The sequence below is a fragment of the Azonexus sp. genome, assembly GCF_047638095.1.
Lineage (GTDB): Bacteria > Pseudomonadota > Gammaproteobacteria > Burkholderiales > Rhodocyclaceae > Azonexus.
The window spans coordinates 1-13,276 of sequence record NZ_JBLJBW010000019.1; the positions used below are offsets into that span (position 1 = coordinate 1).

Annotated in this window: 13 protein-coding genes; 3 read left to right on the plus strand and 10 right to left on the minus strand. The window is 62.3% G+C overall.

Annotated elements, in window-relative coordinates:
• Positions 1-169: 169 nt before the first annotated feature.
• Together ACM62Q_RS06705 and ACM62Q_RS06710 are read left to right on the plus strand one after the other, a co-directional pair.
• Positions 170-718, plus strand: coding sequence for a hypothetical protein (locus ACM62Q_RS06705; protein WP_415034839.1), 549 nt, complete (start codon positions 170-172; stop codon positions 716-718).
• Positions 715-1,167, plus strand: coding sequence for a site-specific recombinase resolvase (locus tag ACM62Q_RS06710; protein WP_415034841.1), 453 nt, complete (start codon positions 715-717; stop codon positions 1,165-1,167). The genes ACM62Q_RS06705 and ACM62Q_RS06710 overlap by 4 nt, the downstream gene beginning before the upstream one ends.
• A gap of 2 nt (positions 1,168-1,169) precedes the next feature.
• Here ACM62Q_RS06710 and ACM62Q_RS06715 read toward each other — a convergent pair whose 3' ends face one another.
• From ACM62Q_RS06715 to ACM62Q_RS06740, 6 genes are all read right to left on the minus strand, one after another.
• Complete coding sequence (locus ACM62Q_RS06715) at positions 1,170-1,490, minus strand: DNA-binding protein (RefSeq protein WP_415034843.1); 321 nt, start codon at positions 1,488-1,490, stop codon at positions 1,170-1,172.
• A 2-nt stretch (positions 1,491-1,492) separates the two neighbouring features.
• Positions 1,493-1,831: a type II toxin-antitoxin system RelE/ParE family toxin gene (locus ACM62Q_RS06720; protein ID WP_415034845.1), complete on the minus strand. Its 339-nt coding sequence runs from the start codon at positions 1,829-1,831 to the stop codon at positions 1,493-1,495.
• 311 nt (positions 1,832-2,142) lie between these two features.
• Positions 2,143-2,721, minus strand: coding sequence for a hypothetical protein (locus ACM62Q_RS06725; RefSeq protein ID WP_415034847.1), 579 nt, complete (start codon positions 2,719-2,721; stop codon positions 2,143-2,145).
• A complete protein-coding gene (locus ACM62Q_RS06730) occupies positions 2,718-4,343 on the minus strand; it encodes a hypothetical protein (RefSeq protein WP_415034849.1) in 1,626 nt (541 codons plus the stop codon). Before ACM62Q_RS06730 ends, ACM62Q_RS06725 begins: the two co-directional genes overlap by 4 nt.
• Positions 4,340-7,684, minus strand: coding sequence for a discoidin domain-containing protein (locus ACM62Q_RS06735; RefSeq protein ID WP_415034851.1), 3,345 nt, complete (start codon positions 7,682-7,684; stop codon positions 4,340-4,342). Before ACM62Q_RS06735 ends, ACM62Q_RS06730 begins: the two co-directional genes overlap by 4 nt.
• Complete coding sequence (locus ACM62Q_RS06740; RefSeq protein WP_415034853.1) at positions 7,681-10,740, minus strand: tape measure protein; 3,060 nt, start codon at positions 10,738-10,740, stop codon at positions 7,681-7,683. Before ACM62Q_RS06740 ends, ACM62Q_RS06735 begins: the two co-directional genes overlap by 4 nt.
• A gap of 29 nt (positions 10,741-10,769) precedes the next feature.
• On the opposite strand from ACM62Q_RS06740, the gene ACM62Q_RS06745 reads away from it, so the two are divergent.
• Positions 10,770-10,940 carry a hypothetical protein gene (locus ACM62Q_RS06745; protein WP_415034855.1) on the plus strand — a complete coding sequence of 57 codons (171 nt, stop codon included), beginning with the start codon at positions 10,770-10,772 and terminating at the stop codon, positions 10,938-10,940.
• A gap of 215 nt (positions 10,941-11,155) precedes the next feature.
• On the opposite strand, the gene ACM62Q_RS06750 is transcribed toward ACM62Q_RS06745, so the two are convergent.
• The 4 genes from ACM62Q_RS06750 to ACM62Q_RS06765 are packed head-to-tail and all read right to left on the minus strand — an operon-like array spanning position 11,156 to position 13,262.
• A complete protein-coding gene (locus ACM62Q_RS06750; RefSeq protein WP_415034857.1) occupies positions 11,156-11,599 on the minus strand; it encodes a hypothetical protein in 444 nt (147 codons plus the stop codon).
• Positions 11,562-12,590: a reverse transcriptase domain-containing protein gene (locus ACM62Q_RS06755; RefSeq protein WP_415034859.1), complete on the minus strand. Its 1,029-nt coding sequence runs from the start codon at positions 12,588-12,590 to the stop codon at positions 11,562-11,564. Before ACM62Q_RS06755 ends, ACM62Q_RS06750 begins: the two co-directional genes overlap by 38 nt.
• Positions 12,583-12,834 (minus strand): hypothetical protein, encoded by a 252-nt coding sequence (locus ACM62Q_RS06760; RefSeq protein WP_415034861.1) that lies wholly within the window; start codon positions 12,832-12,834, stop codon positions 12,583-12,585. Before ACM62Q_RS06760 ends, ACM62Q_RS06755 begins: the two co-directional genes overlap by 8 nt.
• A gap of 14 nt (positions 12,835-12,848) precedes the next feature.
• Complete coding sequence (locus ACM62Q_RS06765) at positions 12,849-13,262, minus strand: four helix bundle protein (RefSeq protein WP_415034863.1); 414 nt, start codon at positions 13,260-13,262, stop codon at positions 12,849-12,851.
• Between the last annotated feature and the right edge of the window lie 14 nt (positions 13,263-13,276).

A 13,276-nucleotide genomic window follows, 5' to 3' on the forward strand; every position in this document is an offset into this window, starting at 1 on the left:
GTCAGTGTCATTTCTACCCCCGACAAAAATCGAGAGTAGACCCGATTTGCCCAAGGTCCACAAGCCCCTGTCATAACTAATTGATTGTGAACGACTTTCTTTTAGGGTTTACGACATCTGCGTATGCGATAGCCCTGAAGCCATCATCACCCAGGCACAGTGGGATGCCGTGCACGCCCTGATCGCCACCGATGGCATTGAGCGGCGGCGCGACACCTGCGACCACCAGCGGGAACCGGTGTTATTGCGCGGTCTGCTGTTCACGCCCGACGGTGAACGGCTGGTGCCCAGTTACACGATCAAGAAGGGCAAGACCTACCGCTACTACACGCCGGTCAAACACCGGCGGTTTGGTGCGTGGGCCAGCCAGCACGGGGCGCTCCCTGCCGTACCGATTGAAGAACTGGTCACGCGGCAGATCGTGGGCGCGCTGTCGGCCCCGCACGTCGTGCAGTCGGTGTGGGATCGGATGCAGCAGATTCGGCCAGACCTCACCGAGCCACAGGTCGTGCTGCCGATGCGCAATCTGGCCGGGATGTGGCGGGAGCTGTTTCCGGCGGAGCAATGCCGACTGGCGCAATTGCTGATCGAACGTGTGGTGATTGGGGGCGGCGGGCTGGAGATCATCTGGCGCGATCAGGGTTGGCAGGAGCTCGCCGGTGAGTTGGCGCCCGGCACCATCGGCGCGGAATTGCAGGAGATGGAGGAAACCGTATGAAGCCGAAAGTGCAGGCCTTGGGTGCAGCCATCGCCCGTGAACGTAACGACGGCGGGCAGGTCAAGTTGTCAATCTTCATCCCGCTGAAGATCAGGAAGCGTGGCGGTAGCAAGGTGGTGGTGCGCCCAGACGGGGTGCCCGAGTCGCCGGGCAAGGTCTCCACCCAGATCGACCAGCCCTTACTGGTAGCCCTGACGCGGGCCTTCTACTGGCAGCAGCTATTGGATGATGGCGTGGTTGGCAGTGGCAGCGAGATCGCGCAGCGCGAAGGCCTGCACCACTCGACGGTCAACGAGCTGCTGCGTCTGACCTTGCTGGAGCCCGCCATCATCCAAAGCATTTTGGCCGGGCAACAGCCCCGATGTATGAGCCTGCTGTGGTTCCAGCGCAACCCGCTGCCGACCGACTGGATGGCGCAGCGGGAGGTGGTGGCGGAGTTTGATGCCTGAAATCAGGCCGTCACGATCTGGGTGTGAACCTCGACCTTGAGCGCACGCTTGATGGCGGCAAAGACCGCTGAGATGTTGCTCATGGTTGGGTTGCCCGACTGCGACAGCATCCGGTGCAGGCTCTTGGCGGGCTTGTGAATTTCTTCGGCCAGCGCCTCGAAGCCTACGGTGGCGTTCACGAGGTCACGCAGGATCAGCTTGGCCGATTCAGGTTCACCGTTGACAAACAGAGTGATGGCCTCGTCCAGAAGCGCCTGCGCGAAGGCCGGATCGTTCTGCACGCGCGCGGCCACGGTTTCTTTGAAATCACGGGTCAGTGCCATGTTCACTTTCCTTTTTGGGTTGAGGCTTTGCGGCGTTTGTAGTCTTCCCACAGCACCACCGCGTGGTCGATGTCCTGCTGCTGACGCTTCTTGGTGCCGCCGCCGATCAGGATGATGATCTTCAGACCATCCTTGGCCAGGTAGATGCGCAGCCCCGGGCCCCAGTCGATCTTGTACTCACCAATGCCGCGAAACCACTCGACGTTGGACAGGTTGCCCTGTTCCATTCGGCTGACGGCGACGCGTACCTTGGCGGCAGCCACTGCGTCCAGCGACCCAAACCACTGCGCAAAGGGGCTGTCGCCATCGTCCAGCAGGAGTTCGTTGATCTGGTAGCTCATAGATTAAATGGTAACGTATAAGTTCCCATTGTGCCAGTGTGGAAGGTTTGATGTTTGACAGCTGGCCTTGGTTGACGATGAACCGCCGCGCGTAAGTTGTTGATTTTTCAGGGCCGCCATCTGCGCCTACCCGCAGGCGAAACAGAGAATAGAGACGGCTCTGATCGAGAAAGTGGGCGATTCGGGGCGCTTTTTGTAAGCGCGCACGATATTTGGCACAGGTTTGAAAGATATTTGGCACAAGCCTGATGCAATTAAATTGCACTGCAGCGTAGAGAAAATAGCCAGCACTGCTGCCCTGATTCTATAGACTACCACTGCCCGTCCGGGAGAATCACAAGGCGCAGCGTGCCGACTGTTTTGCCGGCGCAGGACGCGGTGAGGATGGCTGTACCCTGGTTGTATTCCTTGACACCTTCGATTGTTCGCACGTGAATGATGGCAACCGGGCCGTCCGCTGAAAACTCGACATGCCGATTCGGCTTATAACCTTTCCATCCGAGAGACCATGTGAGTCCGCAGGATGGTCCGACGGGGATCGCCAGCATTGCCGCCGTCTGCACGACTTCGATTTTCCATTCGCTGCCTTCTGTTTTATAGCGGTCGTGGTTTTCAGGGGTTGTCCATGCAGTTCCGCTTTCTGTGAATTCAGTGCTATTCCACTCTTCGTCGTATCTTGTCTGGTACAGGCTGTAATCTGGCTCCCAGTTTTGGTACTCGCTTCTTTCCTCATATTTGCGCACTAAAAACGCTTTGCGCGACCCCCAGAAAAACCCAGTTGGCGCGCAAGGTGCCTTTCCATCTTTTTTAAGCTCCACCTCCACCTCCACCCTCTGCCCCGGTACTTGCTGGACTGTTTTTGCCGGGAAGAATCGCCTGCGGTCGGTCATAGAATCACCACGGTTTCTGAGGGCGGGTAGCCAGCTGCTTCGACCAGCAGGACATGACGCCCGCGCACGGTGGGGAAGCTGACGCGGCCGTTCTGGTCGGCGACGCGATGGATGCCGCCGTCGAGGGTGACTTTTGCGCCGGGTAGCGGTTTTCCGGTGTCGCCTCGGGCGGTGAAGATGATTTCGTTTTGGGCGATTTCGACGGTGATGCCGGCCTGAATGAGCGGGTCGAAGGCGCTGGATAGCTGGCCGGTGACCGTTTCCGGCACTGCTCCGGCGGCCGCTTCGACCATGCAGGCGATGGACTGGCCGGTGAAATTCATCTCAGCCTCGCTCAATCTGTGGCGGCCGGACACGGGCAGCAGCGGGTGCTGCAGATCGGCCCAGTCGCCGGGGGCAATGTCGGTGAGCGGCTGGTTCCAGGTGATGCGCCAGCGCGGGCGGGCGATGGCTTGCAGGATGCGGTGGCCGAGTTCTTCGGCGTGACGCGGGCTGCGCAGCCATCCGGCGTTCCACTCCATTTCGATGCGGCCGTATTCGCGGATGGCGTCGGGTGCCTCGATCTGCACGGCGCGGCTGGCGCGGCCGGCGGCGTGGTCGTAGTCGTAGAGCACGCGCAGGACGGTGTAGATGTCGTCATGCTGGCAGGTGGCGGTGGGCGATTCGGCGGTGAGTGGCGTGACCAGGTAGGCGGGTGCGGCGGGGTCGGCGGCGCTGGGCCACAGGTGCGCGATGCCGGGCATGGCGGCGGACCAGGCGCTGCCTGTGGATTGCAGCAGGGTGTCGATGGTGGCGCGGATAGTGGCGGTGGCGTCGTCGATCAAGCCCCCCAGCGTCAGCCCGGCGGTTTCGGCGCGGTAGTCGTCAAGATCGGACCACGTGACATCCATGCCGGCCAGGTTGGTCATGATGTCAAACAGGATCTCGGCGGGGGTTTCGATGGGGCGGGCGGTGTCCGGGTGCAGCCGTCCGCGCAGGGTGACGGCAAGCTGCTCGCCATCGGCCAGCGCCTCTGCCAGCTCCAAGAAAGCCACGGCGCGGCCTGTGCTGTCGAGGCCGTTGCGCCAGGCGTAGGCGGGAGTTTCCACGCCGTCGCGTTTGACGACATCAACGCCGGAAATGGGATGATCGAGCAGCACGAACATGCGCTGATCTGCGCCGTACTGGATGGGCGATACGGTGACGCGGCCATAGCCCCAAGGCAGCGTGCGGATATCACGCCAGCCGCCCCAGACGGCGCTGGTGCGCAGCGGCATTTTGTCGGAGAGCGGGCGGTCCAGGCCGGCGACGATGTCCAGTGTGGCGGCATTGGCCAGCGACAGGCCGGTGACGATGCCGGAAAACACCTTGCCGGCAGCGGTGCGTACCTCGGCGCGGCGGCGCATGGGTGGCGCGGCGGCATAGGCGCGGGTGATTTCTCCGTCGGCGTTTTCGAGGTCGGCGGAGAGCGATGCGGCGGGTGCGGACGATAGGCCGGGGACGGACAAGGCGCGGCGCATGGCGGATATGCCAGTCAGGCGCGAGAGCGTGACGGCGGCGCCGGTGGGCTGCGCGGCGCGGGCGAAGGTGTAGGCGGTGGTGTAGCCATCCTGCCCGCCATCGATGACCAGCCAGGCGCTCATGCGATCACCGCGTCCAGTGTCAGCGTGGCAGAAAGCAGACGGCGGGCGGCGTCGTTGGGCTGGTATTCGTGCAGGTCGTCAATTTCCAGCGCCTCTGGGCGGGCGGCCACCAGCGCGGCATCGGCCAGGTGCAGGTGGTGCGGGATCAGCACCAGCGGTTCGTCGTTGCGCTGGGCGTAATCGATGACGGCGAGCAGGTTTTCGGCGTCGTCGTTGGAGAGACAGTCTTCCCACGTCAATTTCCAACCGTCGCCCTGGCCGGCGTAGAGTCCGGATGGGTTGATGCCGCCGGAGCGGGAAACGCCCCAGCGCCGCTGGCGCGATGCGGCGGCGGAGAGGCTGGTGGCGGCGGGCACGCCGGCCCAGATTGCGCCGATCTCACCCGCGGGCGCATCGGTCAAGGTGATGCGCAGGTAACGGGTGGTAACCGGCTCGAACAGGTCAGCAGCAATGCCGTGGGTGATATCGAGCAGTGCTGGCGCTGACCACGTTGTGCCGTTGATCGATGTTTCGTAGCTGACCGCTGCGCCGACGGGCAAGCGGTAGCGCGCAAGGACGATGCCGCCGACGGGCTTTTCGCTGCCAATGTCGATCACGATGGATGCGGCATTGCCGGACCACTGCCACGCACCCTCGCGCATGTGACGCGTCTGGCTGGGTGCGTGCGGCTGGTGGGCGCGGAACGTGCTGGCGTCGCCATCCACCCAGCTGGGCGCGGCGCCGGGGTCGAAATGGGCGGCCACGCCATCGGCCAGCGCGGCGGGGCCTGAGACTGGGATATCGGTCGCGGCTGACCATGCGCCGCCATCGCGCCGCCATTTGTACTGCCCGGCCTCAATCGCCAGGCTGAAGGTGTCGCCAAGCGAGAACGGGATGCCGCCCGGCTCGATCTTGATCTCGGCACCGGCGCCAGACCATGCCGGCACGGGGCCGGAAATCGGCACCAGGTATTTTGCCAGAGGGCCGGAATCGCTGCCGGTGACATCCCAGGCGAGCCGGTCTGTGCCGTTGATGCCGCCGGCAAGATAGGCCGGGCCAGCGGCAACGGTTTGCAGCACCGCCTCATCGCCGACGGAATACGGGCGCTGGCCGTCGGTCTGGTTGATGTTTATAACGATGGTGTCGCCGATTTTGAGGCGGTCCGGGCAGGCCACGACCAGGCCAAAAGCGAACTCCTGCGTGCTGTAGGTGGCGCCGGTTTCCGTATCCATGCGGGTGGAAACGTAGGCGCGGTTCGTGAATGCCGGGCGGTAGTATCCCGCAGTATCTACCCACCAGTGAGTAGCCTTCGGGTCGTCTTGCCAGCAGCCCCCGGCGGCTGTGCTGCTGGCGTCAGATTTTGGGAAAATACCGGCCTCTACGCGGGCGTGATTGCACTGCGCGCGCACGCGGTCAAGGAAGCGGCTGGCGTCGTATTCGACCGTCGTCTGCTCCGGGTTGATGGGATCGACAGCGGGGCGCGCTTGCCATTTGTAGTCTTCGCGCATTTGGGCGGCGAGCTGGGTGACTTCGATGGATGCGTCGTTGTAAAACAGGGTCCATTCGGTTCGCTGCATTACGCCGGCATTCGGCCCTGATGTTACGGTAGCAACGCCAGAGTAGTGTTTTGTGTACACACTACTTCCTCCGACGGTTCCTACTCTGTTTTCAGACTCAATCGACGTTGATACGCTTGGGTACTCATTCCCGTCATCCCCCGGCACGAATCCGCTGATCGAATTGACTGACTCAACCAGTCGGAACGATCCAGATGCGTAATCCTGCACGGCCACCTTGACCGAGTTGATGTAGCCATCAAGCAAGGTCAGCGCGGTCGGGCTGTCGGCGATTTCGCGGATGCAGCCCGAGAATTCGCGGACGATGCCGTCGAGTAGGTCAAGATCGACGGTGTCGGCCTTGACGATGCCGGTGGCGTCGTCAAGTGCCTCAATCGGCGTGTTACTGGCTGCGGACTGTGCGTGCCATTGCATCAGCGCCAGCAGCCGCGTTTTTACTGCGGGTTCCATGTTGTCTGCTCCTTCGGGGTCGAGACCAAGGCAAGCCAGGTCGATGGTGGGGGTGGGCATATCGCGGCAGTCGCAATCTGCCGGCGGGCGGGCCTGGTAGCGGAATGACACCTGCTTTGCGCGGGCGTTGGGGCCAAACCGGAACGGGCGCACGCAAATAGCGGGAAAGCCCTCGCTGTCGGCACGGGCGGCAGCCTCGAACGTGAATGACCATTCCCCTGCGGCATCGTTGGCCGGCTTGATAACGGGAATGGTGAAGTTCGCGGCGGCGCTGGTGTAGGGAGTACCCGTGGTGGCGCTGGTCAGTACGCCAGAGACGCTGCCGGCGACTTCCCATCGCTCGGCGCCGACCTTGTCGGCATTGACGCATTTTGCGGTGACGGTCTGCGTCGGCGCGGCGGCGGGGACCGATACCGATGTCAGCGCCACTTTCCCGCCTTGCGACAACAGCCAGGCAGAGGTGCGCAGCGGCACATCGGTTGCGGCCTGCCCGCCCGGCTGGCGGTCGGCGACGACTACGCCGGCAACTTCGACCAGGGCGCTGGCCGCCAAGGCGGTGAGCATGTCGTAAAACGTGACGATTGGCGCTGCTGGTGTCACGCCATAGACTTCGGTGGAAACGCCATTGGTGACGGTGATTTCATAGCCGCCGGTGACGGCAAATGCCTTGGTGCCAGCGGTAATCGTGCGCTCCGGAGCGGGCGCCAGACCGTGCAGCCACTGGCCGTCCTTATACACACGGTACGGGCGGAACACTTGCGGATCGCCGCCGAATTGAATGCGCGGACTTTTCGCGTCGACTTCGCCGGCGGCGGTCATGGGCAGGCCGCCGAAATTCCACTGCTCGCCGGCCTGGGTGGCTTGACCAGCAGGCCAGTCGGCAATGAGCGAATAGTCGGTCGCGGTGCGGGTCAGCGCAGGCGTCACCACGATGTTGATGGCGTTGCCGGATTCGCCTGCGGTGCGGGCGCGGATTTGCACATCGCGCACATCAAGCCGCGCGGCTTCGGTGAGGATGCCCAGGTCGGACAGAGTGAAGGTGAGCGACTGCAGGGTGGCGCCGGCCGCCACCGACTGCACGGACATCTTGCCATTACCCACCCCGGCAAACACCGGCGCACTGGCGCGCGGGATGCCGCCGCTGGCCACAATCTCGATTTCAAAATCCGACGACTCATGGCCCATGTACTCGCCGGCCAGACGCACCCTGCCGCCACCCTTGCGCCGCGACGACGTGCGGCTGATGGCGGTGGATGGCGCCACGCTGCTCGCAGCCAGCGTGGCGTTACGGACGAGGTTGTCGCGGCCGGAGATGAGTCGTTGCACAGAGGTCATTTGGCGAGTCTTTCCAGTTTCTTTAATTCGGGTTCGACCAGGCGGGCGAGTTTTACCGGGTCGGTGACGCCATTGACGTTGATCGTGACGGCGTTCTGATTCAGTCGCGCTGGGCTGGCTTTCTGGTCTGTGGCAGTCTTTGCCGCCGATTCAGCGGCTTTTTTCTTGGCCTCTTCCTGTCGCTTTTTCTCGGTGGCGCGGGCGAGCTGGTCGGTCAGCTTGATCTGTTCTGCGAGATAGCCCAATTCGGTCTGGTAGTAGGCGGTTTCGGTGGCGTCGTTGTGGAGCTGGGCGCGGTGCAGTTCGATTTGCAACAGCGCCTTCTTGCGCTCCAGCTCGGCGATATCGCGGGCGGCGCGGGCGCGGGCAATTTGCTCTTCACTGCCGCTCAGTTCCAGCAACTTGAGGCGCAGTTCTTCCACGCCGGATGCGCCGGAGGATGACAGTGATTTCTGCTGCTCGTCCAGGCGCTCCATTTGGCTGGCGTAAGATCCAACTGCGCCCGCCAGGCCTGTAACTCCGACTACCGCGCGCGCTATTTCAGTGGTAAAACTTCCGCCGATTCGGTCAGTAGAGCGACCTGCGGCTTCTGCTGCGGCCACCACCTTGTCGGCAGAATCGGCTGCCGCGTCGCCGATCTTGCCCATGCTACCGGCGGTCTTGTTGGCCTGCTCTTCCAGCCGCTTCGTTTCCTCGCGGGCCTTGAGGAAGCTCTGCACGGTGACTTTTCCGGCTTCGTCGGCGCGCACCTGCAGGCCACGCATGGCGGCTTCGCTGCGCAGCGCGCTATCGACCACGCCACCGTTTGCGGCCACGGCTTTTTCGGCGTAGGCGGTAAAGGCAGCTTCGATTTCGCGGGCGCTGGCCTTGCCGCTCTCGGCAATCTGCCGGAAGGCATCGCGGGCGGCGGAGGCGCTTTGTTTCAGCGCGGCATCGGAGACCACGCCCAGCGCCTTGAGCGCCTCTTCGACAGAATTGATGCCTGGCGTCAGCTCGTCAAGCCTGCTCTTTGCCGCCGCAAGCCCTTGGGCCAGCCGCTCCCCCGCCACCAGGCCCGCCCGACCCAGCGCCTCCCATCGCTCAACAACTGCTTGCGCCGCAGCCGCCGTAGTTGCCGCGCCCGCCGCCTGATCAAGGCTTGCCGCCAAAGCGATGCCAGCATCCACCCCCCGCTTTTTCAGCTCAGAGTAACGCTCCAGCAGCACATCAAAGTCATTGATCGCCTGCTGCGCGGCCTGATTAACGCCTCCAGCCAGCGCGCCCGCGTCCAGTTTTGTGCGCCGCAATGCCTCACCCAGCTGCGCATCAAGCGCCGCCGCCAGGCGCCGCGCACCCAGCTCAGTATCACCAAAAGCAGCGCGGGCGTTCGCTTCGAACACCTGCAAGTCCATACCATCGAGCGCGCGCCGCCAGGCCTCCCCCACCTGGTCGGCGCCTATCTGCCCACGCACCGCCAGCGCATCAAGCGCAGCCCCCGCCTCGGAAATTCCGGCAACATCAGAAAGGTCAAGCGCCTCGGCAACTTTCTTTATAGCCTGCGCAGTGGTATCGCCGCTTTCTTTCAGCTTGGCAAAATCGGCAATAAGCCGCTGCGCCCGCGCCGACAACTCAAGCTTGGCATCGGCCGCCAGCCGGGCCTGTTGCGCCAACGCGGCGTCCGCATCTTTCTGCGCCTGCGTCGCCGCATCCAGCGCCCGCATTTTCCCCTCGGCATCCTCCAGCGCCTTGCCGTAGCCCATCGCTTTGGCAGCGGCCTCGCCAAGCCATTTGCCAATATCAACAAGATTGGTCAGCAAAAAGGCGAGGCCCAACCCCTTCACCAAAGCGAGCGCGCCAGCAAACCGGCCAACCGCAACCGCCGCCGCATCAGCCGCGCCAGCTACCTTGCCCGCCGCAGCGGCTGCGCCGGCTTTTGCCAAATTATTAGCCGCCTGCGCCGACGTATTGGCAGCGGTAGCTGCCGTATTCGCCACCGTCGCCGCAGTGTCGGCGGCCTTGGCTGCGGCGCTGGCGGCTACAGCGGTCTTTAGGCTCAAGAACTCAGCTGCGATGTTGTACGCTTTCCAGCCCAACCATGCTTGGCCGGCATTCATCAACGCAGACGCCAGCAGGTCAAAGTTGTTGGCCAGCAAATCAATCGCCTCTGCCGCCAATGAGCTGGCCCCGGTCGCCCCATCCAGCGAACCAATAAATAACTGCCACTGACTTTCGAGGTTCGTTAGCGCCCTACCAATGGTTGCCGGCAACTGCGCAAACTCGCCCTCAATCGCCAACGCCTGGCCGCGCAAGGCGCCAATCACAACCTCCGCGCTCAACTGCCCGGCCTCTGCCATTTTGCGCAGGCCACCCGTCGTCACGCCCAGGCCGTCAGCCATCGCCCTGGACAGGCGCGGCGCCTGCTCCATGATGGAATTGAACTCATCACCGCGCAAAACGCCGCTCTGCAACCCCTGTAGCAGCTGAACTATCGCCGCATCCGCAGCCTGTGCGCTCGCCCCGGAGAGCTGGATTGACTGATTCACCGTCTCCGTCAGGCGCAGCGCCTCTTGGCTGCTCATGCCAATCAACTTGCCCGCACCGGCAATCTTGGCAAAAAGAGTGCCCGTGGATTCGAGCGCGGAATTCGTGGCCAGTGCCACCTGCTGCACTCCCGCAAACGCCTCCTGAAGCGCCTGCCCGTCGCCCACCACCAATTTCAGCCGCGCCTGCAGATTGGCGTAGGCGTCCGCCGTGGCTGCAACGCCAGAAACCGCAGACAGCGCCTGCTGCGCCACCTGCCATGCCAAATAGAGTCTTTTAACCTCCGCCAGCTCGGCGCTGATCGACTTAACCCCGTCAGCGATACCGCGATGCGCGGGCCGCGCCGTCGCCTCGGCGCGCCTGGCGGCCGCGCCCATGCCCTCTATTTCAGCGGCGCCGGCGCGCCCAGATGCGGCTACATCAGCCGCGGCCTTGCTTATTTCATCAAGCCCATCCGCAGCACCCTTGATTGCTTGCTTTGCGCCGCCCGCATCAGCCTCGATGCGCAGCTTGACCTTGAGATCATTATTGGCCATGCTTGAACCTCTCAAACAAGGTCGTGCGCATGGCACTGATTCGCTTCGCCTGGCTATCCTGGCTGCTTGCTGTGATGCTGTTTTTTTCCGGCGTTCGTGGTAGCGCGTGGCTAGTCCTGCTGCTCCTGCTTGCCGGGTTTGCGCTGACGGCGGCGTATTTCATACGCGCGGCCGCCCGGCTGTTTTCACCCAGGCAATAACCCACCAGAAGCGAGCGCATCGCCAGCCCCGCCGCGCCGCCGGCCGGGGCAAAAACCTTGCTTTTACCTTCTGTCTGCGCCTTGATACGCAGGGCCGTTTCTGGCTGATTCATTGCGCGAGTCTGGTGGTGTAATCACCGCCATCTTCCGCGCCAGCAGAGTTTTAATCAGCAGGCAACGCTGCACCTGAGCGCAGCCTGTGTTTCACAAACAAATCACAGCCCCAGCGCCGCTCGTTGCTGCCGGCCCCACTCGCGTACCGACTCGACGTAAGCGCCATAGCTCGCCAGCTCCTGCATCTCGCTCTCGCTTGGCTGGTACAAGCCGGGCAGGGAGGCGATGCCGATGCGAGCAAAGTACAGCTCTTCGTCGATTGGGTATTTTGCGCGGATGTTGTCAATGATGGCCTGGCTGATAAGCTGGCCGGCGCGGCTTTCTGCCAGTATCCGGTCACGCAATCCGGCATCCACAATCACCGGCTCCAGTGTGATTTCTGCGTGCTGCTCCGGCATAGGGCCAGCATCATCAGGTACGGTGACGTAGGTCGCGCCGTCCAGTTCGCACAGCTCCATCCCGTGCTCCGGCAGGCGGGCGTAGATGGTGTATCCATTCGGCCCAGGCTCAACGACTTTGGTGTAGCGGTAAATTTGTGCAGGCATGGCGATGGCGCTCCGGTAGTTGATGGATGAGGTCTGGCCGCTCCGTTCTCATGCGGCGGCAAAAGTGGTTGTAGCTGGCGCTGTGCTTGGCGTTGCCCATGATCGAGACAATGCTCTGCAAGGCGCCCTTGCGAAGCGCCCTGGAAAAGTTGTGCAGGCTGCGCCTGCGCACGAAGCGGGTTTTGCGCCAGGTGCGCATCCCAACGAAATTCACACCGCGCTTCGATGGCGCAATCGTCCATTTGGAAAGCTCAAGCGCCAGGCGGTCTTTCAGCCACGCCTCGATTTGCACCTTTGCCTGACGTGCCTCACGCTGCGTCAGGCCAAACAAGATGAAGTCATCGACGTAGCGCACATAACGAGCGCAACCCATCTCGCGCTTGATGAACTGGTCGAGCGGATTGAGATAGACCAGTGCGGCCAACTGACTCAGCAGATTGCCAATGGGAATACCAACCGGGTCCGGGTAGCCGGCAAAGCATTCGAGCAGCGCAAGCACACGGGAGTCCTTGATTTTCTTGGCCCAAAGGGACTGCAGAATCGTTCGGTCAATGCGATAGAAAAACTTGCGGATATCGAGCTGCAGTGTGTAGCTATCCGCCGGCGACTGGCGCAAGAAGTGCTGCGCTCGATCAATGGCACGATGTGTGCCCATGCCGACGCGGCAACCATAGCTTTCGCGACTAAATGTCGCATCAAAGATCGGATAGAGCACGGCGTACATGGCGTGCTGCACAACAACATCCCGGAAGTGCGGCGCATAGATCAACCGGCGCTTTGGCTCGAAAACCTCGAAGGTTTTGTACGGACGTGGCACATATGAGCCGTCGTGCAACTCTTCGTGCAGCTTGTACAGGTTCGCGCCCAGGTTGCGCTCAAACTTTGCCACGGCGGATTTCTTGCGCTTGCGGCGCCGCGCCTTCAGATAGGCCGCATAAAGCGATGCCGTGCTGAACATTGATTCAAACAGACCACCCTGGCGTTTAGGCATGGCGGATGCTCCCTTTCGGTACTAAAACGCCATGCCTTGCAGATTTCGCCATGATGCAGGACGGGACCACCCCTATGTCGCCAGTGTTTGCTGTATGCAATATCAGGTCAGCGAAAGCGAAATAGTCGGCGGCACGAAAGCCAACGTTGTTGTTGTCATTCGACCGGTTGTTGTTCCAGTTACGGTAGAACACACCAGCCTTCGCGGCGTCATTCCAGTTGCCGGAAGCCATCGGAAAAAGCATTTTGATGGCCCGCCCTATTCGAACTGCGGGCTGCCCCGCAGACTCCGAATCCAGCCGCCGATCATCGCGCCAAGTTCATTGACCAGGATCGAGACGGCGGTGTAGCGACGCAGCGACTCTGCAGAGCTGCGCGCCCGTTTGTGATGCTCAAACTCAAAATACCCCATCTCAAAAGCGAGATTGATAAAGACTCGCAACTGCTCATGCGTCACGTCGAGTTTTCCGAGGGATGTCTTGTTGTGGTACTTCTTTTGGCACTCCACGATGCCCGCCAGAACGCCATAGACCGACTGGCGAATCTCTTGGCACAGCCCGTATTTTTCATGGCGCGGAAAGTGATTGAGGTTGATATTGAGCAGCATGATCAGCTCTCGGCACTTGTGGTGAATCGCGGCTTGGGGATTTTGGGTCATGGCGTGGTCGACCATGGCGGGGCTATCGC

What these genes read in the sequence shown, in the direction of transcription:
- ACM62Q_RS06725 (WP_415034847.1), bottom strand. Translation starts at nt 2,721, where the DNA reads ATGACCGACCGCAGGCGATTCTTCCCGGCAAAAACAGTCCAGCAAGTA.
- ACM62Q_RS06755 (WP_415034859.1), bottom strand. Translation starts at nt 12,590, where the DNA reads ATGCCTAAACGCCAGGGTGGTCTGTTTGAATCAATGTTCAGCACGGCA.
- ACM62Q_RS06710 (WP_415034841.1), top strand. Translation starts at nt 715, where the DNA reads ATGAAGCCGAAAGTGCAGGCCTTGGGTGCAGCCATCGCCCGTGAACGT.
- ACM62Q_RS06720 (WP_415034845.1), bottom strand. Translation starts at nt 1,831, where the DNA reads ATGAGCTACCAGATCAACGAACTCCTGCTGGACGATGGCGACAGCCCC.
- ACM62Q_RS06745 (WP_415034855.1), top strand. Translation starts at nt 10,770, where the DNA reads ATGGCACTGATTCGCTTCGCCTGGCTATCCTGGCTGCTTGCTGTGATG.
- ACM62Q_RS06730 (WP_415034849.1), bottom strand. Translation starts at nt 4,343, where the DNA reads ATGAGCGCCTGGCTGGTCATCGATGGCGGGCAGGATGGCTACACCACC.
- ACM62Q_RS06735 (WP_415034851.1), bottom strand. Translation starts at nt 7,684, where the DNA reads ATGACCTCTGTGCAACGACTCATCTCCGGCCGCGACAACCTCGTCCGT.
- ACM62Q_RS06740 (WP_415034853.1), bottom strand. Translation starts at nt 10,740, where the DNA reads ATGGCCAATAATGATCTCAAGGTCAAGCTGCGCATCGAGGCTGATGCG.
- ACM62Q_RS06750 (WP_415034857.1), bottom strand. Translation starts at nt 11,599, where the DNA reads ATGCCTGCACAAATTTACCGCTACACCAAAGTCGTTGAGCCTGGGCCG.
- ACM62Q_RS06760 (WP_415034861.1), bottom strand. Translation starts at nt 12,834, where the DNA reads ATGCTTTTTCCGATGGCTTCCGGCAACTGGAATGACGCCGCGAAGGCT.
- ACM62Q_RS06715 (WP_415034843.1), bottom strand. Translation starts at nt 1,490, where the DNA reads ATGGCACTGACCCGTGATTTCAAAGAAACCGTGGCCGCGCGCGTGCAG.
- ACM62Q_RS06765 (WP_415034863.1), bottom strand. Translation starts at nt 13,262, where the DNA reads ATGGTCGACCACGCCATGACCCAAAATCCCCAAGCCGCGATTCACCAC.